A 26,698-nucleotide genomic window follows, 5' to 3' on the forward strand; every position below is an offset into this window, starting at 1 on the left:
CGCGCACGTGTGGGGGCTGCCCTGCATGAAAATCACGATTTTGTTGTCAACCCGAACTCTTAAATTCCACATCCCCTGTTAGCGATTGAAACGGATACAGGTCTGCGCCTAATGCCTTGTGCGCGTATGTGTAAAGCGCGGGCCGCAGGCAACCGCATGGAAAAGAATCAAGATATTAGAATCAAGAATGATTTCCGTACCGACGGAGGCTCTCGGAGAGGACCCAGCGGTTGCACACGGGTCGTAATCCCGAAGCTGCGTTGATGCGAGGTGATCGGTTAAAGTGACAAACATTTAATAGCCGGGTACTGAAAATTTAGTACATTTACTTTACACTAAACAATATCCTATATTATGAAAAAGACAGCAAAAGTTATTCGGGAAGGTGACATAGACACCTACCAAACCGCGATTCAAGAAGCATTAGACCAAGGATTTGATGTAAAGTTTGCCAACGCTTATACGAATGATAAATCTAATAAGTATTTCGCTTTGCTGATTAAAGAGGAAGCTAAAGAAGGAAGTATGACTTTTTCCAAAAAATAATTTTTTCAACCGTTCTGCTTATTATAGTTAGTCAGATTTAACCTGATTATATAAGGGTAAGTTACCCCGCCAAAGGGACAAGAATTGATTACCAAATACAAATTGTTGAACGTCCGGTTGAGATTGGTTACAACTATGGTGCAAACCTCAACGTGAACGCTTGGTATGTCTTGAAAACTGATTGGCACCGGGTTATGAGAATATCTGATTAGCACACATGTAAGAGCCTCCTAAGATTCATATCTTGGGAGGCTTTTTTCTTTTAACAGTTTTGAAAATCGTTATCACAGTCAGCGTAATGCCTGTTAAATTCCCCAATAAATCTAATACCAACTTGAAGGTTTCCATAGCAAATAATTTAATCTGCTATCCTAATAACTACTTACGCCACCGAAATTTTCAGATTTTTAAATTTTGTTTATAACTAACTGACAATCAAATAGAAATAATTTAAAAAAATATCTATACAATTTCAAGGTCAGTGATATTTATATATATATGAAGGCAGAGATATTAAAGTTTTTCGGTTGCTACTTCATAGCCGACCGTGATGCAGATTACTACCTAATGGTAGATACCCACAACGATAAAAAAGTGAGGATAATTGATAGCGAATGCTATAATATTATTGAATTGCTGAATGATATTCAGGGAGAGGTGGAGAATTTATAATGAACGAATTTGATAAAAGTGAAAAAATCTGTGATATGAAAACCAAAGCGTTATTCCCACAGTACAATTCCTTCCCCGCGGGGTCTCTCGGAGAGGACCCCGCGGTTGCACACTGGTCGTAATCCCGAAAGCCGCGTTGATGCGAGATGATCGGTTACCTCAGGGTCCTCTGCCGAGAGACCCGGAGGGGACTGTGTGAGTGGATTTTCTATTCATAGCTGTTGCATGAGTGTGCCCCACATGCAAATCACTATTTTGTTTGTAAACCCCAACCCCCAATTCCTCGCATCCCCCCGTTAGCGATTGAAGCGGATACCGGCCTGCGCCTAATGCCTTGTGCGCGTATGAGTGTAAAGCGCGGGCCGCAGGCAACGGCAGGAAAAGAGTCAAGATGTAAGAATCAAGAATTAAGACGCATTCGATATTTTAAATGCTTCGCTCTCAGTATCAACGGAAGGAGTGGTGCTTTACCGGCTCTTAAACTTATAGAAAATGTATATTCAGTTTCGTAAGCGGCTGAATTCTTTTAAAATCCTTATAGTTACAGGTGTATAGGTCTGTGCAATGTTTTTCGGCTATGGCGGTGTGCAGGCAGTCATTAAAATCTTTAAAACCTATCGATGACGCCAACTCCATGGCCCTTTTAAATTCATCAAGGCCATATTGAACAGGGGACGATGAAATCAATTGGTTTAATTTTGTTGTAATAAATGAGGTTGGCTGATCAAGTTTAGCAAGTACAAATCCAAGTTCCTGAATGCTGAGCCAGGATATGAGCAGAGTTTGAGTTGTAACCATATCCTCTATCATATCATTTACCTTCAAATGTAAATTTGAATTTTGATTGACAAGTGAATGAGTCAATACATCTGTGTCGATATAATTCATCCTACTCGCCCCCAACCGGGTTGTGTGAATCATCAATTAATGCCCTGATATCCACATCTGGAGAAATTACGGGAGCAGCCTTACGGTTGTCTTTTATCATTTGCAGTAAATTGTTATTTACAGGGCTGTCCGATTTTTTTTGAGGATTGTCTACAGATTTTACAGTGATCTCGACTTCCTGCCCGGCAAACATTGTTTTCAGGGATTTCAGAAATGCCATGCTGATCTCTTGCGCCTTTAGTCTGTAAGTTGTTTGCATTGTTGCTGATATTACTGTCCAATCAAAAATACAGAATAATTGTGGAAATATAAACCCTGGTACCAGTCGCCCTATTACACCGAAGCAGGCGCATGGCAACTTCAGTTTACACAAACATTGGCCTTGAATGCTGGCTACGACTCACCCCGGCTACGCTGCGCTGGCCGACCCTCTCTCCGGCTGCGCCGCATAGAGGGTTAAGCTCAATTTTTTATATCTTTTGCCCCTCTATGCGACGCAGTCGGAGAGAGGGGCAGACGGGCGTAGCCTCGTCGGGGTGAGTCGAGTCGCCGATATGCGATGAAAGTTATTCTCTCTTCAGAATTTTCCGAAATTTACAGCTTAGCATGACATACCTAATTTTCCTGTCATCCTGAGGTACGATGGATCTATCAGCTGTGCATGACCGTTAGAAAAGTTCGCGAATAGATCCTTCACTCCGTTCAGGATGACAGTCGTTTATTTTTGAATGTTTTTCCCGTTCAGCGTTTCGCGAAATTTTACACTCCGCATGACAGGGTAGGGTCAAGGCCTTATTGCCCCGCCTTTTTCAAACTATCTGCCTTGGCCTTTTTGGCTTTGTCCTTAAAAAAACCTTTCAGGAAAAAGTTGTGTTGAGCGGCTTCCAGGTCGTCGTTTAGTTTGACGGAGCTTTGTTGCAGGTTGTCGAGGGTGGTTTGTACTTTAACGGCGGCTTTGGGGTCGTTTAGCAGTACGCCGAGGGCATTGTCGGTACGGTTGAGTTTGTCGCTGGCTTTGTTCAGGTTGTTGGTGAGGGTGCTGGCGTTGCTGGCGGCTTGTTGCAGCTGGTTTACGGCCATGCGGATGTGGTTAAAGGTGGCCGTATCGGTAAGCATTTTATCTGCTAAACCGCCTTTGGTGTTTAGCTTATTGCTAAACGCATTTAGCGAGGCCGCCATTACCGCGGCGTTTTGGGTGGCCGTTTGCAGGTTTTTCATGGCGGCGCGCAGTTGCAGGGCCATGGTATTATCGGCCATCAGCGCGCCAATGGTGCCTTTGCCTTGTAAAATCTGATGGCTTAGGGTTTTAAAGTCGCTGGTTATGGCCAGCAGGTTTTGGTTGTTATCCTGCAGGGTTTTCATGATATCATCTGTCGAGAGTAGTTTTTCGGCCTGTAGTACGTCGCCATCCTGTACTTCGGGAGCTTGCGGGCTGCCGCCGTCAATTACAATGATCTTGTTGCCTATCAATCCATCGCTGCTTATTTTGGCCTGGGCGTTGCGGTGGATGTATTGCTGAGTTGCCTGGTCCACACTCATGGATACCCGCACCTGCGATGGTCCTTCAAAGCGTACGGAGCTGATGGTGCCTACCTTTACGCCCGAAAACCAAACGTTGTTGCCTTTTTTAAGCCCGGCCACATCGCCGAAAACCGAACTGAGGTGAATATTTTTTACAAACGCTTTTTGCTGACCGCCAAGCGTAAAGATGCCAAGGATAAACAATATGAGGCCGAGGCCCAGGAACAGGCCTACGGTGATTGCTTTTTTATTTTCTGATGCGTCCATGATAATGGTATAATATCTTTTTTGTTATTGGATAAAGTTATAGTCGTAAAACGGTTTAACACGGCTGTCGTTGGTATCAAATACCTCATCGAAACTGCCGGTGCGCTGAAACCTGCCATCCAGTAGCATGGCAATGCGGTCGCCGGTTTGTTTGGCGCAGGTTAAATCATGTGTAATAATGATAGACGAGGTGTTGAAGCGTTGCTGTACCTCGTTAATCAGGTCGTTAATCTCGATGCAGGTAATAGGGTCGAGGCCGGCGGTTGGCTCATCGTACAGCATAATTTCGGGGTTCAGGATCAGCGTACGGGCAATGCCGATACGCTTGCGCTGCCCGCCCGAAAGCTCGGATGGCATCTGGTTAATAGTTTGCGACAGGCCAACGGCATCCAGCACAGTTTCAACCGCTGTGTTAATTTCATTACGGGTAATACCCCTACGGTTGCGCACCAGCGGAAATTCGAGGTTTTTGCGTACCGTCATGCTATCATACAAAGCACTGTTCTGAAACGAGAAGCCAATGCGGATGCGCAGCTCCTGCAGTTCCTTTTCGCTTATTTCGGCGTAGTTATGGCCTAATACATTAATCTCGCCTTTATCGGGCGTTAACAGGCCGGATATGATTTTTATTAATACAGATTTGCCGGTACCCGAGCGGCCCAATACCACCAGGTTTTCGCCCTGGTATAGGTCAAGGTCGATACCTCGGAGAACGTGATAGTCTTCAAAGGCTTTTTCAAGCCCCCGGATAGTGATAACCGGGTTGTTATGGTCGGCCTTTACAATTTTCTTTTCCATGCTAAATCGATTAACGGAACCAGCTGGTTATCTGTACAATAATTACTTCTTCAATAAACACCAAAAACATGGCGGTAACCACCGCGCCGTTGGCGGCTTTGCCCACGCCCTCGGTACCCTTGCTGCTGTTATAGCCCTGGTAGCAGCCCACAATGCCTATGGTAAACCCAAATACAATGGATTTGATAAGCGAGGCCACAAAATCGGTATACGTTAAGGGATCAAAAAACTCCTGTATAAAGGTTGTCCAGGTGGTGCCCTCGTTTTGGGCCACGTTTAAATAACCGCCAAACATGGCAATAAAGCCGGTGTAGGTAGATAGGATGGGGATGGTAAGCGTAGTAGCCAGTACCCGGGTACACACCAGGTATTTGAATGGCTTGGTTCCCGATACCTCCATGGCATCAATTTGTTCGGTTACCCGCATAGAGCCCAGCTCGGCCCCTATGCCCGAGCCTACCTTGCCCGATGCGATAAGCGCCGTAACCAATGGTGCCAGCGCCCGCATAATGGCTATAGATACCAGCGATGGCAACCATGATGTAGCCCCAAACTGCGAAAGCGACGGCCGCGATTGTTTGGTAAATATAAGGCCCACAATAAAGCCGGTAACGGTAATGAGGGTAAAGGAGCGCACACCAACTTCATAACACTGCCGCATAACCTCTTTAAACTCAAAAGGGGGCATAAATGCCTCCCTGAAGAAGCGCAGGATAAACTGGTTTATGCGGTACAGGCTTATCAGGAAGTCGGTAATGCTTTGCTTAAACTTGTTTACCCTTTTGCGTATGGTAGGTTTGGTGCTTTGTGCGGTATCCATTAATTATGTAATGTTTTGATCCATCTTTGTTTATACCGTGTTCTACAACAAATATCCGGTAATTGTTTTGATAGTTGTGCGTATTGAGTATTGAGTTCTGAGTCTTGGGTTTTAAGTCCGAAGTCTTGAGTCAAAAGTTCTAAGTTCTGAACAATTGTCAAAACACTGCAGGTTTCGGGCCCGAGATTTCGGCGTTAAGACCTTGGATTTAAAACTTCGGACTCAAGACTCAGAACTCAAGACTTAAAACTCAGTGCTAAACAAGCTGACCCAAAGGGTTAAAAGTTAAAAATCAATTTGGTTGCAAACCTAAAAGTTAAAATTTATATCAATGTAACAGGCAGTTAAAAAAAGCGTTATTTTTTTGTAATTTTTTGGATGTTTTTAGGTGTCAATGGGGAGGTTTTTGGTGCTTAGCCGGACTTTATTGACGCTATTTGACGGTGTTTGAGGGGTGTTTTGGGGTGGGGCGACGACTTAATTTAATGTTTTAGTGGGAGTGATATCCGTGCAGTTGGTATTGAAAACTTTATAAAAATGTAAAATATTTGATATGCTGATGTTAAATATGTATCATTGATCGCCTTTTTAAAATCTGTTCAGAATTATGATTACCAATAATGTAATGCGCGAGATTACGCCGCTAACCCCAAGCGACTGTTTTACCATTTTTTCGAGGGTTAAAAAGAAGTTTGATTTTCCGCTGCATTACCACGATGAGTATGAGTTAAACCTGATTATCAATGCCAAAGGCGCCAAGCGTGTTGTAGGCGGCCATATCGAGATGATTGACGAGCTGGAGCTGGCGCTCATCGGCCCCAACCTGTACCATGCCTGGTTTACCCACCAATGCCAAAGCGAAGAGATTACGGAGGTAACCATCCAGTTTCATAAGGATTTGTTTGATGAAAAACTACTGAAACGCAACCAGTTAAGTTTTGTAAAAAGCATGCTGGAGCGATCGCAGCGGGGCATCGTATTTTCGCCCGATACCATCATTGCTTTACGTGAGCGTATCCAGGGACTTGATAAAAAGAGTGGCTTTGATTCGGTGCTGGAGTTGATGTCGATACTGCATGATCTGTCTATCTCGCGCAATATGAAGATGTTGTCGGATCCCAGCTTTGCCAACGATAAATTTTATTACAACAGCCGCCGTATTGAAAAGGTGTTTGAGCACATGAACATAAACTACAACAAGCAGGTAACCCTTGCCGAGGTGGCCAAAATAGCCAATATGCCCGAGGCATCGTTCAGCAGGTTTATCAAAAAACGCACCGGTAAAACCTTCATTGACAGCCTAAACGAGATTCGCCTGGGCCACGCCTCCCGCATGTTGATAGACTCGACAGCCACCGTGGCCGAGATTGCTTACAAATGCGGTTTCAACAATATCTCCAACTTTAACCGCATTTTTAAACGCAAAAAGCTGTGCATCCCCAAGGAATTCAGGGAAACTTATACCGGGAACAGGGTGTTTATTTAATTTGAGAATTTGAAAATTTGAGAATGAGACATTTCCGGTGGACGGGGGGCATTATTAATGAACAATGTTCGATATAAAATTAAGCCGCTTTTGTTGTAGGTTATTACCGTTTTATCAAGGTACACAGTAACGCACCTGTCAACCGTTAAAGATACTCCCAAACACCTTGCCAAGCACCCGGAAGTTACCAAAACAACACCCCGCGCACGTCGAAAGTACCCCCGAAAACGTAGGGTTATTGTAGGTCAAAAAAAGCGATAGTTCTTGACCTTTGTTATATAGAATATCGATAAGTAAAAGAATAGGTTAAAAAAGTATTACAAAAATGACTTTTATAAACCCACTTTTGAGTGCACCAATTATGATCAGGATTTACAGAATTTGAGAATTAACAGAATTTGTCAAAAAATTACCGAACGCAAGGTATTCTGAAAATCCGTAAATTCTGAAAATTCTGATTCCGACAAAAAAATGAAGCTACACTTAGCCGATATTATTATCATCGTTCTGTACCTGCTGAGTACCATTTTTATTGGTTTGTGGTACCGTAAAAAAGCCCGCGAAAACAAGGAAAGCTACATGCTTGGCGGCAAATCGCTGCCCTGGTATAAGCTGGGTTTAAGCGATGCTTCGGATATGTTTGATATCAGCGGCACTATGTGGATGGTAAGCCTGTGCTTTGTGTACGGCATGAAAAGCATCTGGATTCCCTGGCTGTGGCCCGTATTTAACCAGGTGTTTTTGATGATGTACCTGTCGCGCTGGCTGCGCCGCTCCAACGCTGCAACCGGCGCCGAATGGCTGGCAACCCGTTTTGGTAAAACGGGTAACTGGGTTGGCGCTTCACACATGGTAGTTATTGCTTTTGCGTTGTTAAGCTGCTTCGGTTTCCTGGCTTACGGGTTCATCGGGCTGGGTAAATTCATCGAGATATTTATCCCCTGGGACCTGGTGAAAAGCTATGTGCCGTTTAACGTTGCCCCGCAATATGTACCGCATGTTTACGGTATTATATTCACGTTGTTCGCCATGTTTTATTCCATTTTAGGCGGAATGCACAGTATTGTCTTGGGCGACATGGTTAAGTACGGCGTGATGACGGTTGCCTGTATCTGGATAGGGTTCATCGCTGCCCATAAACTGGCCAATCATAGCCTTCATGTACCCGATGGTTGGTTTAGTCCGTTTTTTGGCACCCACTTGAACATGAACTGGTCGGGCATTATTACCGAGGTAAACAAAAAGATAAAAGACGACGGCTACTCGCTGTTCGGATTGTTTTTTATGATGATGACCTTCAAGGGCTTTTTTGCGGCCCTGGCCGGGCCTGCACCTAATTATGATATGCAGAAGATCCTGTCAACCCGCTCGCCCGAGGATGCCAGTAAAATGAGTGGCTTTGTTAATATTGTTTTGCTGCCCATCAGGTATTCGCTCATTGTAAGCCTAACCATTTTAGGTTTAATCTATTATCATCAAATGAACCTGAAGGATGCCACCGGCGATATCGATTTTGAACGGATATTACCGGCAGTCATCAATAATTTTTTACCCGTTGGCCTGGTAGGCCTGTTGCTGGCCGGTTTATTAGGTGCCTTTATGAGCACCTTTAGCGGCACCATGAACGCGGCCCAGGCTTACATTGTTAATGATATTTACCTCAAATACGTTAACCCGGTTGCCTCCAACAAAAATATCATCACCATGAATTACCTGGTGGGCATCATTGTGGTAGCTATAGGGGTGATCCTTGGCTTTTTTGCGCATAATGTTAATACCGTGCTGCAATGGATCGTTTCGGCATTATATGGCGGCTATGTGGCATCAAATGTGTTAAAGTGGCATTGGTGGCGCTTTAATGCCGGCGGGTTTTTCTGGGGGATGCTTTCAGGCATTTTGTCGGCAATGGCGTTCTCGTTGTATGTATCCAATAACGAATTGTTGTACTGGTTCCCGGTATTGTTCCTTATCTCGCTGGCTGGTTCAGTTATAGGATCGCTTGCAACCGAGCCTACCGATATAGCGGTACTGAAAGCCTTCTACAGCAACGTACGACCCTGGGGCTTTTGGGGGCCGGTAAAAAAGCTGGTAATGGCCGATGATGAAAGTTTTACGCCCAACAAAAACTTTAAGCTCAACATGTTCAACGTAGTTATAGGTACAATCACCCAGCTATGCCTCACCATATTGCCCATGTACCTCATTCTCAACCAAAAGTTGCCTTTGGCGGTTACCATAGGCTTACTGGCAATTACGATGCTGATCCTGAAAAAAACCTGGTGGAATAAACTAAAAGAATATTGATAATTGATTACCCTATGACCCCTGAATTTAAACAAAGGCTGGCCTTGCTACAACAGGAACAGCAACAACTCATAAACAAGCCAAACCAGGTAGCCGGTACCGGCAATGGTATTTTTAACCGCTATAAAAACCCGGTGCTTACCGCCGCGCATACCCCAATCAACTGGCGGTATGATTTGAATCCCGACACCAATCCGTACCTGATGGAACGCTTTGGTATTAACGCCGCTTTTAATGCCGGGGCTATTAAATTCAATAATAAATACCTGATGGTGGTTAGGGTAGAGGGGGCAGACCGTAAATCGTTTTTCGCCGTAGCCGAAAGTCCTGATGGCATCAGCAATTTTACTTTTTGGGATTACCCCATCAATCTGCCGCAAACCCGGGAGCCTGATACCAATGTGTATGATATGCGCCTTACCCTGCACCAGGATGGATACATATACGGCTTGTTTTGTACCGAAAGACGTGACCCTGCCGCCCCCGCTTACGATCAATCAATGGCCGTAGCGGCCTGTGGTATAGCCCGTACCAAGGATATGCTGAAATGGGAACGCCTGCCCGATTTGAAAACCAACTCGCCCCAGCAACGTAACGTGGTACTGCACCCCGAGTTCGTGGATGGCAAATATGCCCTGTATACCCGCCCGCAGGATGGTTTTATCAGCGCGGGTACCGGCGGAGGCATTGGCTTTGGCTTAGCCGAAACAATGGAAAATGCCGTGATAGACCAGGAAACCATCGTCGATAATAAAAACTACCATACCGTTTACGAAGCTAAAAACGGACAAGGCCCCACACCCATTAAGACCGATAAGGGCTGGCTGCACCTGGCACATGGCGTGCGCAACACGGCCGCCGGCTTGCGTTATGTACTGTACATGTTTATGACCGATTTGCATAACCTGACCAAAGTTTTGCACAAACCTGGAGGTTATTTTTTAGCCCCCGAGGGCGAGGAACGCATTGGCGATGTATCAAACGTGGTTTTTTGCAACGGTTGGATTGCCGATGAAGATGGGTCGGTGTATATTTACTATGCATCCTCAGATACCCGTATGCATGTGGCAACTACTACAGTTAATAAATTGATTGACTACGTGGTGAATACACCGACAGATGGCTTTAAGTCGTCAACTTCGGTAGATGCAATTTATAGGATTATTGATAGGAATAAGGAGCCTCACCCTGCCCTCTCCAAAGGAGAGGGTTCTTGATTAGGCTAAATAAAAAAGCGGGGGCAAGTGCGAATCCCCTCTTGAGAGGGGCGGAGGGGTGTGTTTATTCAGGATACATAGTAGATACCCCCCTCTAATAAGGCATTATCCGATTGTTCCCTTTCGGATGAAAATTAATTACTAAAAAGGCATGACGTATAACACACCCCTACAGCCGCACCATTCATCGCGCCCCCTCTCAAGAGGGGAACTTGAAAATATGCTTGGGACACTAAGTGTCGAGCTTGCCACCCAACTCCACAACATCATCGCCTACTGGCAAAATTATACACCCGACGAAACGCACGGCGGTTTTTTGGGCAAAATAGATAACGACAATAACGCTACGCCAGAAGCGCCCAAAGGTTCCGTATTAAACGCAAGGATATTGTGGAGCTTTTCGGCGGCTTATAACCTGCAGCCCGATGATGCGGCGTTGCAAATGGCGCACCGGGCTTATGAGTACATCTGCCGGTATTTTATCGATCCCGAATTTGGCGGGGTATATTGGTCGGTTGATTTTAAAGGCGAAAAATTAGATACCAAAAAACAGGTTTATGCCAGTGCCTTTACCATTTACGCGCTGAGTGAATACTATAGGGCTTCAGGCTTAAAAGAAGCCAGGGATCAAGCTATCAGCCTATATCAGTTACTGGTTAAAAAAAGCTATGATGTTGACAAAACGGGCTACATGGAGGCCTTTACCCACGACTGGCAGCCCATTGGCGACCTGCGACTGAGCGCTAAGGATGCCAACGAAAAAAAGACCATGAACACCCATTTGCATGTACTGGAAGCTTACACCAACCTATACCGCATCTGGCCTGATAAGAAGCTGAGGATTCAAATACAAACCTTAATAGGCAATTTTTTCGATCATTTTATCGACCCGGAAACCAATCACCTGGTGTTGTTTTTTGATGAAGACTGGAACTGTAAATCGGACACCATATCGTACGGGCATGATATTGAGGCTACCTGGCTTTTGCTGGAGGCTGCCGAGGTAATAAATGATACTGTATGGGAAGAGGATATTGAAGAAATGTGCATACAGGTAGCCGATGCTACTATAACCGGTTTAGATACAGACGGAGGCTTATGGTATGAATATGAACCAACCGAAGATCACCTGGTTAAAGAAAAACACTGGTGGGTGCAGGCCGAAGCGATGGTAGGTTTTTTTAATGCGTGGCAAATAAGCCGGGATCAAAAATATCTCGATATCGTTGTAAAAAGCTGGGCTTTTGTAAAGGATAAGATCCTTGATCATAAAAAAGGCGAGTGGTTTTGGGGGATAAAAGCCGATGGCAGTATAATGCCCGGCGAAGATAAAGTTGGCCTGTGGAAGTGCCCCTATCACAATAGCAGGGCTTGTATTGAAATTATCAGGAGAATAGGCATGCGGAGCACTTAAAATAAGGAGGCACCTACGGAGCCAAAGGCAGCTTGGTATGTTTTTGCTATAAACACGTTACTCCTCACGGAGTAATAAATTGTGGCCGAACACATGATATGCCCGGGTTGCTATAGTTGCCATAAACAAAATAGAGCCAAGGCTACAGCGTAGCCCCGTGTTTATAGCAAAAAAAAAATAAAGTGTATGGCTCCGTAGGTGCCTCCTGCAAAATATAAAAAACAACATCTTATTACAGTAAGAACTAATATTATGAAACTTAATCGGTATAAAAAACTATTCGTTACCGCGTCGATCATTGCATCCGCCTGCCCTAATTTATTAGCCCAAACTACAGACGCTACGGCACCTGTCGCCATTACAAAAGAAGCCTCACCAAACAAGGCTGGTAATTTGGCGCCAACGCCCCCCATGGGTTGGAATACCTGGAACACTTTCCAGACCAATATTGACGAGCCCTTGCTGAAAGGCATGGTTGATGCCTATGTATCAACGGGCATGCGCGACGCAGGCTATAAATATTTTGTACTGGATGATGGCTGGATGACCATGGAGCGCGACAAAAACGGCGACCTGGTGGCCGACCCTAAAAAGTTTCCGAACGGAATGAAGGCCTTTGCCGATTACGTACACTCCAAGGGGCTTAAGTTTGGTATTTACAACTGTGCAGGCAGCAAAACCTGCGCGGGCTACCCCGGCAGCCGCGGGCATGAATACCAGGATGCCCGGTTATATGCATCGTACGGCGTCGATTTTTTAAAGTACGATTGGTGTAATACCGATAGCCTGAATGCTCGCGAAGCTTATATCACCATGAGCCAGGCGCTAAAAGCATCGGGCCGGGAAATTACTTTTAGCCTTTGCGAATGGGGCAATCACCAGCCATGGCTTTGGGCAGGCGGCGTGGGCGAGCTTTATCGTACCACCGGCGATATTACCGCCAGTTTTGATAAAGACAAACACAATGGCACCTGGACAGCGCTTAGTGTTATGTCTATAGTTGATAAACAACCCGCCATTGCCAAATATAACGGCCCCAACCACTGGAATGATCCGGACATGCTGGAGGTAGGCAACGGTATGAGTTTTAACGAGGACAAAGCACATTTCTCGCTTTGGTGTATGCTGGCTGCCCCCTTAGCGGCAGGTAACGATCTGCGCAAAATGTCGCCCCAAACACAGTCAATACTGACTAATAAAGCAGCCATAGCTATTGACCAGGATGCATTGGGCATTGCCGCATCACGCATTTACCAGGCCGATAGTTTAGAGGTTTGGGCAAAGCCGCTGGCTAATAATGAGGTTGCCGTTTGCTTTTTAAACAGATCGACATCTGTAAAACAGGTAACCTACAACTGGAACGATCATCCTGTAAAGAACGAAGCCAACAATATCGATATAGATTTTGCAAAAGCATCATACAGGCTGCACGATATTTGGGTGAATAAGGATTTGGGAACTACCAAAAAAGAATTTAAACAAACATTGGTCGGACATAGTGTGATTGTGGTGAGGTTGACGAAGAATTAGATGTGCAGAATCAGATGTGCAGATTCCAGATTATTATGGGAACCAGGATTGCTATATTGTATAGCTATGATAGGTTACCAGTTGTCAGGTAGTGATGGTTTTTAGCCCGGCATTGGCTGATTTTGTTGTAACGGCGAATTAAGAAATTACAGGATTATATGCTGCTTACGCTTTAACCTTAAAAGGGTTATTTATAACAAAACAATGCTTTATATTTGGCTATGCATGATTATAAACCGCCTGTCGCCGGGAAATATATTGACCCATTAGTTGACTTTGCTTTTAAGAAGATATTTGGCAGTGAGCCCAATAAAGATTTGCTGATCGCTTTTTTAAATGAAGTGTTCAGGGGACGCAAACATATTGTCGACTTGGTTTATAACAAGAATGAGCATCCCGGAGATTTAAGGGATGAAGGTGCAGCTATATTCGATTTGCTGTGTACAGGAGATAAAGGCGAGCGTTTTATAATAGAAGTGCAACGGGGCAGGCAAGGCTACTTTAAGGAAAGGGCGTTGTTTTATACCAGTCGACTTATAAGCGACCTGGCACCCAAAGGAAAACGTAGTGAATGGGCTTATAACCTTACGGAGGTGTACCTGGTGGCCTTGCTGGAAGATTTTACGCTGGCGGCGAGCCCTGCACATGAATATCTGCACGATATTTGCCTGTGTAACAGGCATACTGGCGAAATATTTTACGATAAATTAGGCTACACTTATATTGAATTGATTAATTTTGTAAAGACGGAGGCCGAACTGGAAACCGACCTTGACAAATGGCTGTATGTTTTAAAGCATCTTAGCCAAATGAATAAGATACCGGCTTACCTGCGAAAACCCATATTTGAAAAATTATTCAGTATTGCAGAATATACAAGTCTGACAAAGGAGGAAAAAGAGATGTACGATAGTAGCTTAAAATACAAATGGGATAATAAGAATGTGTTGGATTATGCTGTGAAAGAAGGCATGGAAAAAGGCATAGCACAAGGTATAGCACAAGGTAAACTTGAAGAAGCTATAGCCATTGCACGTGAACTCAAAAAAGAAGGCTTAGCCATCGAATTTATTGCAAAAACCACTAAACTTTCTATCGAAGAAATAGAAAAGCTTTAATGAAGATGTACGATAGCAGCTTAAAATACAAGTGGGATAATAAGAATGTGTTGGATTATGCCGTGAAAGAAGGCATAGAAAAAGGTATAGCACAAGGCAGAGTTGAAAAAGCTATAGACATCGCCCGTGAATTAAAAAAAATGGGTATGTGTTTAGAAGGCATTGCCAAAGGCACTAAACTTTCTATCGAAGAAATAGAAAAACTTTAACGTGCTATCTAAATAGTTGCTTAAATACAAGTGAGGTATAAGGGAAATTAAGTGCCAATCTTGTAGAAACCTTAAATCGGGTTAAAATCTACGATCTCTTTAACACAACCACCCCCAAAACACCCGCTAATAACGAAGCTAATAAAATCCCATATTTAGCCTGGTCAACCATCTCAATATGGCTAAATGCCAGGCCTGATATAAAAAGCGACATGGTAAAACCAACGCCGGCCAGTAGGGCTACGCCGGTTATTTGTTTCCAGGTGGAGTTTGCAGGCAGTTGCGCGCCAAACTTTACCATGAGCCAGGTGGCCGATAGTACGCCTATGAATTTGCCTGCTACCAGGCCAATCATCACGCCCAGGCTTACCGGGTTTAGTAACGACGAAAAGAAATTCGACCCAATAATAATACCCGCGTTGGCCAGTGCAAACAGCGGCATCACCACAAAAGCCACCCAGGGATGCAGTCCATACTCTACTTTTTGCAGCGGGGTTTCAGCATCTGTGGTCATTTTCTTTATTTTTTCGATGGTCTGATGTTGCTCGGGCGTGGTAAGTGTGCTGTTATTAGGAATCTGCGCCTCAAAATCAAACAAAAGTTTGCGCAGGCTTTCGGCATAGTTTTTTTCGTTGATGCGCGTGCGTGCGGGAATGGTAAATGCAACCAGTACACCTGCAATAGTAGCATGCACACCCGAAAGCAAAAAGGCTACCCATACAGCAAAACCTATCACCAGGTAAAATATAATACTGCGAATGCCCAGTTTATTGCCAATAAGCAGTATGGTTAACAGGCATACACCAATGGTTAAGGGTGCAAAATCGATATGCGAGCTGTAAAAAATGGCTATCACCAGTACAGCGCCCAAATCGTCGGCCACTGCCAAAGCAGATAAAAACACTTTTACCGATGATGGGATATGCTTGCCTGCAATAGATAACAATGCCAGCGCGAACGCGATATCTGTAGCCATAGGGATGCCCCAGCCATGTTCGGATGCTGCTCCTTTGTTAATGAAAAAGTATATCAGGGCGGGCACTAACATTCCGCCCAAAGCGGCTACCATGGGCAGGGAAGCTTTTTTTATGGTTGATAGTTCGCCGGCCATAAATTCCCGCTTCAGCTCCAGGCCTATTACAAAGAAAAAGACGGCCATCAGGCCATCGTTTATCCATAAGTGCAGGGAATGATCAAGTACATGTGCGCCAAAGCCCAATGATACTTTAATATCCCAAAGTTGATGGTACGAATGAGCAAACGGCGAGTTTACCCATATTATAGCTGTCAAAACGCCTATAAAAAGCACAATACCGCTGGTATGCTCCTGGTGTATGAACTTACTTGCCGGCTCGGTGATTTTATCTATGGGGAGTTTTTTTCGCATCGTTTTTTTGTTAGAATCAGGAATTGAGAGTCAAGATAGCTGCACCTGTTGTTATCGATTTTTACGCTCGTCATTGCGAGGAACGAAGCAATCCCGGATTTGCAAATCAATTACTCAAAGTTCAACAATTGTCCTAAAGAGATTGCTTCGTACCTCGCAATGACGGTGGAGAAGCGCTGATTCTCGGTTTTTGTTCCCTTGCTCTCCAATTACGGTTTCCAGATATTATTGCTCTTATCCGAATCTACATCGTAAGTAGTACCTAATGTAATTTGCTTAATAGCGCCTTTGGCCGCAAAGTTAAGCGTTGTTGTTTTATTGCCCTTTGCCCAGGCTGCTATACTTGTTCCAACTGATTGTTTGCTGCCATCAGCATAAAAAATGGTAAGGTGCACGGGTACAGCTTTGTTACCAATGCTGGTAACGGTAACCGTATATTTTTTTGCCACATGCGCTACCTTGCTGATGGCCAGGTCGGGAATGCCGTTATCAAAGAACCAGTTTTTCCAAAACCAGTTCATGTTGATGCCTGCGCCGGTATTCATGCAATTAAAAAAATCATAGGGCATGGGGTGTTTACCGTGCCACAGGTTAATATAATTGTGCAGCGCTTTGGTGAAAAGTTTGTCGCCCAGCATTTCTTTTACGTACAGGTAACCAAAGCCGGGTTTAGGGTAATTATCGGTAAAGGCAGCAATGCCTGTAAGCGCCGGGGTAAGCGTCATGATAGGTACATCCTGTTCGCTGCCTGCCGAGTTTTCAACGGCAGAGATGCCATACAGGTCGGTTATTTTAGAATCAATATCGGGACTTATAAGCCATTCGCCAATGGTGGCCCAGCCTTCGTCCATAAAAGCATACTTGGTTTCGTTTATACCCATGTAAAACGGGAACATGGTATGGAAAATTTCATGGTCGGTCAATTCTATCGCATCTTCGCTTTGCTCTAATGGGTTGTCGTTCACCATCATGGGGTATTCCATTTGGGCAAGGCCATCAAAAACGGTTTCGTGCGGGTAGGGGTAAGGCCATTTAGGGAATTTATAGCTCATGCTTTCCACCGTTTTGCGGGCATAATCAACTACCGCGTAATAATCCTTATGTGTGGGGTTAAATACCGCATCAACGCGGGTACGCCTTTGGGTTTTAGGATCAACCACCAGGCTGCTGGCTTTCCAAATGTAATGGTTGCTGGTGGCAAAAGCCAGGTCGGTAACGCTGTCGGCTTCAAATTTCCAGGTGTTGGTAGCATTCTTTTTGGTGATATCGCCTGCGGCTACATCAGCTTCGGTAACAATATCTGTTATTTTATCGGCGCCGGTTGCGGAGGTAATCAGTTTTACATATTTGGGGTTGTAAACTTCATCTGCATTTTTTAGGTTGCCGGTTGCCCAAACCTGGTAATCGCCGGGAACGGTAATCTCGGCATTAAAATGGCAAAAATCGTTGTAAAACTCCTGCGAACCGGTGTACGGGAATTCGTTCCATCCGTCTATATCATCATAAACAGCCACCCGCGGAAAAAAGTAAGCGATAAAGAAAGCCCCCGGATCAACCTGCCCGCCGCGGATGTGCGAGGTTTTGTTGAGGATGAACGAATAAGCAATATCCAAATGCACCTTTTGTTTTGGGCTGATAGGTTTAACCCTTAACGACATATTGGTAGCATTAACGCGGCGTTTGGTACTATCAACAGGCTGATTATCCAAAGTGATCGATTTTATTTTAACGCCATCACTTACATCATTTGGCGAAATAGCTGCATCCCGAGGTGCTCCTTTTTGGTACACATTGGGATATAGCTTGAAACCAAGTTTTTTAAGTGTATCGGGACTGTTGTTTATATAATCGATACCAACAGTGCCGGTAATTTCGAGGGTCTTAGGATCAAAATTTGCTTTTATGGAATAGTCGGCAGTGTTTTGCCAGTAATTTTTACCCGGTGCGCCACCCCTGGTACGCGTGCCTTTGGTATATGTTTTTTGCAGGGTAGTATTTATGGGTAAAGTTATTTGTGCCGATGCCATTGTGCTGCCAAGGAGCAAAGCCGCCGGGAGTAATTTTTTAAGGTTGATCATGAAGGCAGTTTATATCTATATTTGACGTAAATATAATAAACAGGAATATACCCAGGTTGGCGTAGCAGCTTTAATGTATAAATATTACATAACTTAAAGCTATTTGTGCCCGTTTAAATAGTACCAATTATAACAACCATATGACCGCAGAAAAAATGATCATTATAACAGGTAAGCAATACCTGGAACTTAAGCAAAGTTTAGAGAGCGGCGAAGGCCTTACCTATAATATAGGCACTGATAAGCACCCCGAAATGGTGAAAATTACCAACATGTACATGGATACTGACCCTGATTTTACGCGCAACTCGGGCCAGTTTGCCAAAATGAGCGAAAGTTTGAACGTACAGGTAAAAATGGAGTATTTGGCAGAGTAAAACTTAAAAAAATTAGAATTTTTTATTTAGTGGCTTTTGCGAAAAATTAATGATAGCAGTGTCATTAAAATCAATCTCATTTTTTTGCACCCTGCTTTTAATATAAACAAACCGGTCGTTTTTAATCGAGTATAACGACCCTGCAGATCTCATATCATAATTTTCATTGTAAAGATATTTGTGCATAGTAAATATGTTATAGCCATTGACAACAAAAATTCCAAAACCGGATAGGTAATCTCTTTTAAATATTTCGTCCTTTACCAGGGTTTGGGTTTTATTATCTATCGCATATAATTCAGTATATCCGCGACCTGTACTCTGATCAATCGAAATTAAAGTAAAGTTGCCCAAATTCAACCAGGCGCTTCGTTCGATGATGCCATTTTTTACCTGGCAGATAAGCGGGAGAGTATTTGCTAAGTCAATTTTATATTTTTTTGATAGGCAAAGCGTTTTGTTATTTACAACAACACATGAACTATCTCCTTTGGCATATACATGGGCGGGCCGATCGACAGAACCCTGATCAAGTTTTTGTTTAGGCTTTATTGCTGGCGCGCCAGCCTTAGCTTGATTCCGAGCCGGTCTACCAGGGTTATAACACGATACCAAGCTTATGATTATGCATAAGCTAATGGCCAGGTTAGGTTTCATGGTATGTATTAAATGTTAAACTGTTTTTACCAGCCGCCTTTAAAGCCCTCTGTAAGCGCATGCCGGTAGCCTTCCAAATCAAACGAATATAAATAGGGCGCTTTATGGGCGCCTCCCTTACGGGGCTGTTCTGCACGGTTCAGGATGCCAAAGCCCAAAATTCGGCGCTGAAAGTTGCGGCGGTCCAGTTTTTTACCCAGTATGGTTTCATATAGTTTTTGCAACTCGGGCATGGTAAACTCTTTGGGCATCAGGTTATAGCCAATGGGCTGGTAATTTAGCTGAAGGCGTAACGTATCAAGGGCGGTTTTAAATATCAGTTGATGATCAAGCTCCAATGGGGGCATGTCGTCCAGGTCGCGCCAGGTACATAACTCCGAAAACTTGTCATGTTGCGGGTTAACCTCAAAAAAATCAACCAGCGCATAATATCCTATTGTTAAAAAACGGCCCGAAAACCAGTTCTTTTCAGGTGGCAGCATATTGCTATACATCTCGTTGTGAACTTTCGACCTGTCGGGATCGCCAAATACGTGAAATTGCTGCAAAAATATCTGGTCGAGGCCGGTACGCTCTTTTAAAATGCGGTTGGCAGCCATTTCAATAGGTTCGCGCTTAAGCACAAAGCCACCTGGCAGGTACCATTTTTCTTCTCCTATGTTTTTAAGCAGCAGTATTTTCATCTGGCCTTCGTGAAAGCCAAAAACAACACAATCAATAGAAATATGCTCGAGGTAGTTTTTACGGGCCTCGTCGCTGTACTCAATAAGTTCTTCTCTGGTCAACATTTTTGCTATTCTACAAAAATACTTTGATTATTTAATTATAATAATTACAATTGTGTACTTTATACACAATCATTTTGTTGTTGTGTTATAGCCAATTATAAGCGATGATTTTTAATTAAATGGTTATGTAAGGGCTTAATCGCGCTTTTACCTGTCCAAATTTGGTTAATCAATATCCCTACAACGTAAATTTAAAAAATGAACAAATATTTTTCAACTCAACTTATAGCCAGGGTTATTCCGCTTTGCGTAGCGTTATTGCCTTTTAACCGGGTGTTGGCTCAAAATAAAACCGAGGATGCCAAAATGGATGTTTTTGTGAGCGGTTTGATGAAAAAAATGACCCTCGACGAAAAAATCGGCCAGTTAAACCTGGTAACCATTGGTGCCCCAACCACAGGATCGGTAGTTAATAAAGGTGTAGAGGATAAAATAAAAAAGGGCGCTATTGGCGGTGTATTTGGTATTTGGGGCGTCGATCATACCAAAGAAGTACAGGAAGCGGCTGTTAAAAATTCCCGTTTACATATTCCGTTGATTTTTGGGTTGGATGTTATACATGGCCATCGCACTATTTTTCCAATTCCGTTGGGCATGTCGGCAACGTGGGACCTGGACCTGATCAAACAATCGGCACATATTGCAGCAAAAGAAGCAACCGCCGAGGGCTTAAGCTGGGTGTTTTCGCCCATGGTTGATATCGCCCGCGATGCACGCTGGGGCCGGATATCAGAAGGTGCTGGTGAAGACCCATGGTACGGCGGGCAGGTGGCAAAGGCTATGGTACAGGGTTACCAGGGTGCAAGCCTGAAAAATGCCGATGCGGTTATGGCCTGCGTAAAACACTTTGCTTTATATGGCGGCGCCGAAGCCGGCCGCGAATACAATACCGTTGATATGAGCCGTATTAAAATGTACCAGGATTACCTGCCGCCTTACAAAGCGGCCGTTGATGCGGGTGCAGGTAGCTTCATGAGCTCATTTAATACCGTTGACGGTGTACCCGCAACAGGTAACCAATGGCTGCTTACCGATTTGTTGCGCAAGCAATGGGGCTTTAAAGGTTTCGTGGTATCGGACTACACTGCAGTTAACGAAATGGAAGCCCACGGCCTTGGCAATTTGCAAACGGTATCGGCCCTGGCGTTAAAAGCCGGGCTGGATATGGATATGGTTGGCGAAGGCTTTTTAACCACGCTAAAAAAATCATTACAGGAAAAGAAGATAACCCAGTTTGAAATTGACCAGGCTTGCCGCCGGGTGTTGGAGGCCAAATATAAATTGGGTTTGTTTGATAACCCCTACAAATCAATGGATGCAACGCGCGAAAAAACGGATGTGATGTCTGAGGCGAATCTGTCTGCCGCCAGGGAAATTACCAAACGTTCGTTTGTATTGTTAAAAAACGATAGCCAAACGCTGCCGCTTAAAAAAACAGGTAGTATAGCGCTTGTTGGCCCGCTGGCCAATAACCAGCGCGATATGCTGGGCACCTGGATATTAGCCGGCGAATGGCAAAAGTCAATCAGTGTGATGCAGGGCATTAAAAATGTTGTTGGCGATGGGGTTACGATCAATTATGCCAAAGGATCAAACATTACCGAGGATACTGAATTTATAAAACGCCTCAATTTTGGCCCCGGAATGGTTACAATAGATCCTAAACCTGCTGATGAACTTTTGACGGAAGCTATTGATGCCGCCAATAAATCGGATGTGATTGTGGCGGTGGTAGGGGAGTCGCAAAGTATGTCGGGCGAATCATCAAGCCGGTCGGATATCGATATTCCGGAGCCGCAAAAAAATATGCTGAAGGCATTGTCTAAATTAGGTAAGCCAATGGTTATTGTGCTGTTTAACGGCCGCCCGCTTACTTTAACCTGGGAAAACGAGCACGCAAGCGCTATATTGGATGTTTGGGCGCCCGGCACCGAAGCAGGCAATGCTATTGCTGATGTTTTATTTGGCCAATACAACCCCGCCGGAAAACTCACAGCAACTTTTCCGCGCAGCGTAGGGCAGATACCTATATATTATAACCACAAAAACACGGGCCGTCCGTACACCAGCGGGCCAACTAAGTTTAAATCAAATTACCTGGATATTTCTAATGATCCGCTGTACCCTTTTGGATATGGGCTAAGCTATACAACTTTTGGATACAGCGACGTTAAATTGAGCAAAACCACCCTCAAGGGCAACGAAACGCTAACTGCAACAGCAACAGTTACCAATACCGGCAAATATGCGGGCGAAGAAGTTGTACAGCTATACATTAGCGACCCTGTTGCAAGTATAAGCCGCTCGGTTAAAGAGTTGAAAAATTTTAAGAAAATAAGCCTACAGCCAGGCGAGTCTAAAGAGGTAAGTTTTTCCATTACACCCGAGCAATTGAAGTTTTATAACAGCCAGCTGAAGTACGATTGGGAGCCAGGCAAATTTGTAATTGAGATAGGTACAAACTCAACCGATACCCATATAGCATCAGTTTGGTGGAACAAATAAAAGCCACACATTTCAGTATGGATTATATTTAAATAATATATAGCATATGGCCGATGTTCATTGGTTATATAACTAAGTCCATCATATAAAAAGCACCGCGCGTTTTAAAGTGCGGTGCTTTTTTGCTTATAAATAGGTTTTTTTTGACATTGTTTGCACGGGTTTATAAATTAAGAAATGTTGGCATAACACTTATTATTTTATTTATAAATGTTTGTATTACAGTTAAAAACCAATAGAATAATAAATGTTGTAATGACATTTTTGCTAAATCATGATGATATTTTAACACTAAGGTTCACCGGCTTTTGTAACATTATTATAGCATCAATACAGTAAAAAAAATGGAGGTTTAAAGGCAGCTGCATTAAAGATGAGCGATTAGAGCGTTCCTCAATTGCAAATTGTTTGTTGTGTGGTTATTTAACCTTTGCATAATTTTTAAATAATATGGGGTTTTATTAATGATTTATTAATAAAATATTCACAATTTGTAATTTTATTGTCTTTTAGGGTTTATAAATAATTAATTTGTAAATCTTCATTTTTCACTTGTGTAAACAATACACTCTCTTTACATTAGATGCATAGCCAATATAAATTTCTGGAATGCCAGGAACCATACAAATTCTGATAGTATTATAACATTGTTCACGTACACTTAAGTTTTAAGAGGCGTAAAACCAGGGTAACGGGGATAAGTTAAATTTGTTACAGGAAGTTCACATATGATAAGACTTTTACATTCCAACATTTTAAAATCTTCAAATTTCACCTGTCAGCATTATGCTGTCAAGCCTCATGATTTTTTTGTTCTCACCAAAAAAATCATGACGAGGCATGTCATAGTTCAACTGCAAACTTAAAAAACACCAAAATCGTCCAAGATCTTAAATCAAATATATTAATCAACTAAATCTCAATCTCATGTTTAAAAGTTTACTCCTAAAAGGAAGAATGCTTGGCGTGCTATTATGCTGCCTGGTTTCTTCATTGGTAGTTACAGCCCAAACAAAGTACAAAGGTAAAGTTATCGGCAGCGATGACAAATTACCGATCATTGGAGCGTCGGTACGCATCCAGGGATCTACTACAGGCGCAGTAACTGATGTTAACGGTGAATTCACCCTTACATTAAGCCCGGGCCAAACGCTCGTGGTATCGTACATTGGCTATCAAAGCCAGGAAGTTAAAATTGGTGCAAGTACCAACATCACTGTTACACTTGTTGCAGGCAGCAATGCACTGAATGAGGTGGTGGTAACAGGTTACGGTTCGCAACGTAAAAAAGACATCACCGGTTCGGTTGCTGTTGTTAACGTTGCCAACTTAAAAACGGTACCAGGCGGCCAGGCAGCAGCGTTATTGCAAGGTCAGGCGGCAGGTGTTACTGTTGTTAACAGCGGACAACCCGGTTCCGGTAGTGCTGTGCGTGTACGCGGTATTACATCAATTGGTAACACAAATCCACTTTACGTAATAGACGGTGTACAAGGAAACTTCAATGACGTTAATGCTAACGACATCGAATCAATTCAGGTATTAAAGGATGCCGGTTCAGCTGCTATATACGGTGTTCAAGGTTCAAATGGTGTAGTTGTAATCACCACCAAAAAAGGTAAAGCAGGTAAGGCAACCATTACCTATGATGCTTATTATGGTAGCCAAAAACCGTTAAAAGATGGTTTCAATTTAGCTGGTAGCCAGGAATATGCCGATGCGCTCCAAAGATCAGTAGGTAGCGTACAATATCCAGGTACCGGCGGTGCGATATTGAAAGATTATATTACCCCGACAGCAGCCAATGAAGGTGACCCAAATACTGCACCTTCAACTTATAACATTAATAGTAACCAAATCACTAAAACAAATAAAACAGGTACCGATTGGTTTCATGAAGTGTTTAAATCAGCCCCAAGAACTTTTCATAACATCACTGCAAGCGGTGGTAGCGAAAAATCAAGCTACTTAATGTCGGCAAATTATTTGAACGAGCAAGGTACATTGCTTAACACTTATTTAAAACGTTACGCATTGCGCGTAAACACTAATTTCGCCGTTGGCGATCATATTCGTGTGGGTGAAAATGCTTACATGTTTTATAAGAGCAACCCTACAGTAGGTAACCTAAACGAGGGTAACGCTATATCTTATACTTATCGCCAGCCACCCGTTATCCCGGTTTATGACATCATGGGCAATTTTGCAGGAACAAAATCAGCAGGTTTAAGTAACTCTTCAAACCCCGTTGCTATAAGGACACGTGCAAAATCCAATCTTGGTAATGATTGGCAAATGGCAGGCAACGTATTTGCAGAAGTTGATTTCCTGAAACATTTTACAGCTCGTACTAGCTTCGGTGGTACTTTTGATAATTATTACTACCATTTCTTTAATCCAACTTCTGTTGAAAATGCAGAAGGTAACACCAACCCCAACACCTATACGGAAGGTTCCGGTTATAACAGCCAATATCTTTGGACTAACACTATAACTTACAACCAAAGGTTTGGTAAGCATGATATCAAGTTATTAGGTGGTATCGAGGCAAACAAAATGAACAACCGCGGTTTGGAAGCAGGCAGGGCAAATTACACAGTTTCAACATCTCCGGATTACGTTGATTTGGATACAGGTGCGCCTAACACCCAGAGCAATAAAAATATCAATATTTACTATAGGTCGCTTTACTCGCAGTTTGGTAAATTAGATTATTCTTACAATGATCGCTACCTGTTAAGTGCTACAATCCGTCGGGATGGTGCATCAGTTTTTTCTGCCGCGCATCGTTTCGGCGTGTTCCCTTCTGTAACCGGTGGTTGGAGGATTTCGCAAGAGTCGTTCATGAAGGATATCAGTTGGTTAAATGATTTAAAAATTCGTGGCGGTTGGGGTAAGTTAGGTTCTATCAGTAATATTGGTATAACAAACGCTACCAACCTATTTGCAGCAGGTCCAACAAATTCATATTATGACATTAGCGGAACAGGCAGCAGTGCGCAATTAGGTATTTACCGTTCTCAAATTGGTAACACTTTGACTTCATGGGAACAAGATGTTGTTACTAACGTGGGTTTTGATGCAACCTTTTTGAACAATAAATTAGAAATAGGTTTTGAGTTGTACAAAAAAGATATAAAAGGACTACTTTTCAAACCTGATCTTTTAGATGCCCAAGGTGGTGCAAATCCTGCATTTGTTAACGGTGGTAACATTAGCAACAAAGGATTCGACTTTAATTTTACCTACCACGGTAATGTTGGTGCCGACTTTAAGTTTGATATAACAGGTAACATAACTTCATATAAAAATAAAGTTATCAGCCTGCCAAGTGGTAAAAAATATTATGACGAGCCAAGTGCCGGTTCAACCCGTATTGGTTCGTTCACCAGGCTACAGCCAGGTCAGGCCCAAGGTGCGTTCTTTGGATATGTGGTAACCGGCTTAATAAAAGACCAGGCCGAAGCAGATGCTTTAAAGGCAGCCGGACAGAGCGGTGCTGAACCTGGTTTTTTCCACTATAAGGACGTTAACGGCGATGGTAAGATCAGCGATGCAGATAGGACTTTCTTTGGCAACCCTAACCCAGATTTTACTTATGGCCTAACAGTTAACGCCAATTTCAAAAACTTTGATTTTAATGCGTTCTTTTATGGTTCAAAAGGTAATGATAACATTAACTATGTAAAATATTGGACAGATTTTCCACAAGTGTTTAAAGGTAACGTTTCAAAAGGAATCTTAGCCAACTCATGGACACCTTCTAACCTTGGTGCTTCCATACCTAAATTAAGTACTACGGCTAATTTTAGTAATACAGGTGTGTTTAACTCTTATTATATGGAAAGTGGTTCGTATCTTAGACTGAAAACCTTAACATTGGGTTACAGCATTCCAAATTCGCAGGTTAAACAATTAGGTATCTCAAGATTCCGTATCTATTTACAAGGTGGTAACTTATTCACTATAACAAAATACAAAGGTTTAGATCCTGAAATTCAGCCATCTGACTTGAATAATAACACCAACTTCGGAATTGATTTTGGTAACTATCCAGCCAATCAAAAAACTTATCTATTAGGTGTACAGGCTACGTTTTAACAATATTTTAATAGA

At 43.3% G+C, this 26,698-nt stretch carries 21 protein-coding genes; 12 read left to right on the top strand and 9 right to left on the bottom strand.

The features are described 5' to 3' along the window. Window positions 1–354: 354 nt before the first annotated feature. Both ACFGVS_RS29730 and ACFGVS_RS29735 read left to right on the top strand, forming a co-directional pair. The gene (locus ACFGVS_RS29730; protein ID WP_439696725.1) at window positions 355–546 is read left to right on the top strand and encodes a hypothetical protein; all 192 of its coding nucleotides are present in this window, start codon (window positions 355–357) and stop codon (window positions 544–546) included. 498 nt (window positions 547–1,044) lie between these two features. Then, window positions 1,045–1,218 (top strand): hypothetical protein, encoded by a 174-nt coding sequence (locus ACFGVS_RS29735; protein ID WP_439696726.1) that lies wholly within the window; start codon window positions 1,045–1,047, stop codon window positions 1,216–1,218. 483 nt (window positions 1,219–1,701) lie between these two features. Here ACFGVS_RS29735 and ACFGVS_RS29740 read toward each other — a convergent pair whose 3' ends face one another. The 5 genes from ACFGVS_RS29740 to ACFGVS_RS29760 all read right to left on the bottom strand — a co-directional run bounded on the left by ACFGVS_RS29740 (window position 1,702) and on the right by ACFGVS_RS29760 (window position 5,512). Next, complete coding sequence (locus ACFGVS_RS29740; protein ID WP_090645482.1) at window positions 1,702–2,139, bottom strand: type II toxin-antitoxin system VapC family toxin; 438 nt, start codon at window positions 2,137–2,139, stop codon at window positions 1,702–1,704. Then, a complete protein-coding gene (locus tag ACFGVS_RS29745; protein WP_439696727.1) occupies window positions 2,108–2,365 on the bottom strand; it encodes a hypothetical protein in 258 nt (85 codons plus the stop codon). The genes ACFGVS_RS29740 and ACFGVS_RS29745 overlap by 32 nt, the downstream gene beginning before the upstream one ends. 533 nt (window positions 2,366–2,898) lie before the next feature. Then, a complete protein-coding gene (locus ACFGVS_RS29750; protein ID WP_439696728.1) occupies window positions 2,899–3,894 on the bottom strand; it encodes an MlaD family protein in 996 nt (331 codons plus the stop codon). Window positions 3,895–3,918: 24 nt separating this feature from the next. Beyond that, a complete protein-coding gene (locus ACFGVS_RS29755; protein ID WP_439696729.1) occupies window positions 3,919–4,692 on the bottom strand; it encodes an ABC transporter ATP-binding protein in 774 nt (257 codons plus the stop codon). A 10-nt stretch (window positions 4,693–4,702) separates the two neighbouring features. Beyond that, window positions 4,703–5,512, bottom strand: coding sequence for an MlaE family ABC transporter permease (locus ACFGVS_RS29760; RefSeq protein ID WP_090645494.1), 810 nt, complete (start codon window positions 5,510–5,512; stop codon window positions 4,703–4,705). A gap of 607 nt (window positions 5,513–6,119) precedes the next feature. Here ACFGVS_RS29760 and ACFGVS_RS29765 point away from each other — a divergent pair. From ACFGVS_RS29765 to ACFGVS_RS29795, 7 genes are all read left to right on the top strand, one after another. Then, window positions 6,120–6,998, top strand: coding sequence for an AraC family transcriptional regulator (locus ACFGVS_RS29765; RefSeq protein ID WP_147057071.1), 879 nt, complete (start codon window positions 6,120–6,122; stop codon window positions 6,996–6,998). A 471-nt stretch (window positions 6,999–7,469) separates the two neighbouring features. After that, window positions 7,470–9,302 (top strand): sodium:solute symporter family protein, encoded by a 1,833-nt coding sequence (locus ACFGVS_RS29770; RefSeq protein ID WP_439696730.1) that lies wholly within the window; start codon window positions 7,470–7,472, stop codon window positions 9,300–9,302. Between the two features lie 14 nt (window positions 9,303–9,316). Continuing rightward, window positions 9,317–10,519 (top strand): glycoside hydrolase family 130 protein, encoded by a 1,203-nt coding sequence (locus tag ACFGVS_RS29775; RefSeq protein WP_439696731.1) that lies wholly within the window; start codon window positions 9,317–9,319, stop codon window positions 10,517–10,519. A gap of 220 nt (window positions 10,520–10,739) precedes the next feature. Further along, on the top strand, window positions 10,740–11,933 hold the full coding sequence (locus tag ACFGVS_RS29780; RefSeq protein ID WP_439696732.1) for an AGE family epimerase/isomerase: 1,194 nt from the start codon (window positions 10,740–10,742) through the stop codon (window positions 11,931–11,933). Between the two features lie 252 nt (window positions 11,934–12,185). Then, window positions 12,186–13,463 carry a glycoside hydrolase family 27 protein gene (locus ACFGVS_RS29785; RefSeq protein ID WP_439696733.1) on the top strand — a complete coding sequence of 426 codons (1,278 nt, stop codon included), beginning with the start codon at window positions 12,186–12,188 and terminating at the stop codon, window positions 13,461–13,463. A 221-nt stretch (window positions 13,464–13,684) separates the two neighbouring features. After that, window positions 13,685–14,581, top strand: a complete 897-nt coding sequence (locus ACFGVS_RS29790; protein ID WP_439696734.1) for an Rpn family recombination-promoting nuclease/putative transposase — start codon at window positions 13,685–13,687, stop codon at window positions 14,579–14,581. After that, complete coding sequence (locus tag ACFGVS_RS29795; protein ID WP_439696735.1) at window positions 14,581–14,790, top strand: hypothetical protein; 210 nt, start codon at window positions 14,581–14,583, stop codon at window positions 14,788–14,790. Before ACFGVS_RS29790 ends, ACFGVS_RS29795 begins: the two co-directional genes overlap by 1 nt. 88 nt (window positions 14,791–14,878) lie before the next feature. Here ACFGVS_RS29795 and nhaA read toward each other — a convergent pair whose 3' ends face one another. Beyond that, on the bottom strand, window positions 14,879–16,177 hold the full coding sequence (gene nhaA, locus ACFGVS_RS29800; RefSeq protein ID WP_439696736.1) for a Na+/H+ antiporter NhaA: 1,299 nt from the start codon (window positions 16,175–16,177) through the stop codon (window positions 14,879–14,881). Between the two features lie 209 nt (window positions 16,178–16,386). Further along, window positions 16,387–18,255, bottom strand: coding sequence for a M1 family metallopeptidase (locus tag ACFGVS_RS29805; RefSeq protein ID WP_439696737.1), 1,869 nt, complete (start codon window positions 18,253–18,255; stop codon window positions 16,387–16,389). Between the two features lie 140 nt (window positions 18,256–18,395). On the opposite strand from ACFGVS_RS29805, the gene ACFGVS_RS29810 reads away from it, so the two are divergent. Next, window positions 18,396–18,632, top strand: coding sequence for a hypothetical protein (locus ACFGVS_RS29810; RefSeq protein WP_090645531.1), 237 nt, complete (start codon window positions 18,396–18,398; stop codon window positions 18,630–18,632). Window positions 18,633–18,644: 12 nt separating this feature from the next. On the opposite strand, the gene ACFGVS_RS29815 is transcribed toward ACFGVS_RS29810, so the two are convergent. Together ACFGVS_RS29815 and ACFGVS_RS29820 are read right to left on the bottom strand one after the other, a co-directional pair. Further along, complete coding sequence (locus ACFGVS_RS29815) at window positions 18,645–19,289, bottom strand: hypothetical protein (protein ID WP_439696738.1); 645 nt, start codon at window positions 19,287–19,289, stop codon at window positions 18,645–18,647. 26 nt (window positions 19,290–19,315) lie between these two features. Further along, window positions 19,316–20,077, bottom strand: a complete 762-nt coding sequence (locus tag ACFGVS_RS29820; RefSeq protein WP_439696739.1) for an NUDIX hydrolase — start codon at window positions 20,075–20,077, stop codon at window positions 19,316–19,318. 198 nt (window positions 20,078–20,275) lie between these two features. Here ACFGVS_RS29820 and bglX point away from each other — a divergent pair, with 198 nt between their 5' ends. Both bglX and ACFGVS_RS29830 read left to right on the top strand, forming a co-directional pair. Further along, window positions 20,276–22,582 (top strand): beta-glucosidase BglX, encoded by a 2,307-nt coding sequence (bglX, locus tag ACFGVS_RS29825; protein WP_439696740.1) that lies wholly within the window; start codon window positions 20,276–20,278, stop codon window positions 22,580–22,582. Window positions 22,583–23,509: 927 nt separating this feature from the next. Next, complete coding sequence (locus tag ACFGVS_RS29830) at window positions 23,510–26,683, top strand: SusC/RagA family TonB-linked outer membrane protein (RefSeq protein ID WP_439696741.1); 3,174 nt, start codon at window positions 23,510–23,512, stop codon at window positions 26,681–26,683. The last annotated feature ends 15 nt before the right edge of the window (window positions 26,684–26,698 follow it).

It is taken from the genome of Mucilaginibacter sediminis (genome assembly GCF_051903035.1).
In the GTDB taxonomy this organism is placed as follows: domain Bacteria; phylum Bacteroidota; class Bacteroidia; order Sphingobacteriales; family Sphingobacteriaceae; genus Mucilaginibacter.

Coding starts and splice junctions, on each gene's coding strand:
- ACFGVS_RS29795 (WP_439696735.1), top strand. CDS start 14,581: ATGAAGATGTACGATAGCAGCTTAAAATACAAGTGGGATAATAAGAAT.
- ACFGVS_RS29820 (WP_439696739.1), bottom strand. CDS start 20,077: ATGTTGACCAGAGAAGAACTTATTGAGTACAGCGACGAGGCCCGTAAA.
- ACFGVS_RS29790 (WP_439696734.1), top strand. CDS start 13,685: ATGCATGATTATAAACCGCCTGTCGCCGGGAAATATATTGACCCATTA.
- ACFGVS_RS29815 (WP_439696738.1), bottom strand. CDS start 19,289: ATGAAACCTAACCTGGCCATTAGCTTATGCATAATCATAAGCTTGGTA.
- ACFGVS_RS29755 (WP_439696729.1), bottom strand. CDS start 4,692: ATGGAAAAGAAAATTGTAAAGGCCGACCATAACAACCCGGTTATCACT.
- nhaA (WP_439696736.1), bottom strand. CDS start 16,177: ATGCGAAAAAAACTCCCCATAGATAAAATCACCGAGCCGGCAAGTAAG.
- ACFGVS_RS29765 (WP_147057071.1), top strand. CDS start 6,120: ATGATTACCAATAATGTAATGCGCGAGATTACGCCGCTAACCCCAAGC.
- ACFGVS_RS29760 (WP_090645494.1), bottom strand. CDS start 5,512: ATGGATACCGCACAAAGCACCAAACCTACCATACGCAAAAGGGTAAAC.
- ACFGVS_RS29810 (WP_090645531.1), top strand. CDS start 18,396: ATGACCGCAGAAAAAATGATCATTATAACAGGTAAGCAATACCTGGAA.
- ACFGVS_RS29730 (WP_439696725.1), top strand. CDS start 355: ATGAAAAAGACAGCAAAAGTTATTCGGGAAGGTGACATAGACACCTAC.
- ACFGVS_RS29785 (WP_439696733.1), top strand. CDS start 12,186: ATGAAACTTAATCGGTATAAAAAACTATTCGTTACCGCGTCGATCATT.
- ACFGVS_RS29745 (WP_439696727.1), bottom strand. CDS start 2,365: ATGCAAACAACTTACAGACTAAAGGCGCAAGAGATCAGCATGGCATTT.
- ACFGVS_RS29780 (WP_439696732.1), top strand. CDS start 10,740: ATGCTTGGGACACTAAGTGTCGAGCTTGCCACCCAACTCCACAACATC.
- bglX (WP_439696740.1), top strand. CDS start 20,276: ATGAACAAATATTTTTCAACTCAACTTATAGCCAGGGTTATTCCGCTT.
- ACFGVS_RS29735 (WP_439696726.1), top strand. CDS start 1,045: ATGAAGGCAGAGATATTAAAGTTTTTCGGTTGCTACTTCATAGCCGAC.
- ACFGVS_RS29740 (WP_090645482.1), bottom strand. CDS start 2,139: ATGATTCACACAACCCGGTTGGGGGCGAGTAGGATGAATTATATCGAC.
- ACFGVS_RS29770 (WP_439696730.1), top strand. CDS start 7,470: ATGAAGCTACACTTAGCCGATATTATTATCATCGTTCTGTACCTGCTG.
- ACFGVS_RS29750 (WP_439696728.1), bottom strand. CDS start 3,894: ATGGACGCATCAGAAAATAAAAAAGCAATCACCGTAGGCCTGTTCCTG.
- ACFGVS_RS29775 (WP_439696731.1), top strand. CDS start 9,317: ATGACCCCTGAATTTAAACAAAGGCTGGCCTTGCTACAACAGGAACAG.
- ACFGVS_RS29805 (WP_439696737.1), bottom strand. CDS start 18,255: ATGATCAACCTTAAAAAATTACTCCCGGCGGCTTTGCTCCTTGGCAGC.
- ACFGVS_RS29830 (WP_439696741.1), top strand. CDS start 23,510: ATGTTTAAAAGTTTACTCCTAAAAGGAAGAATGCTTGGCGTGCTATTA.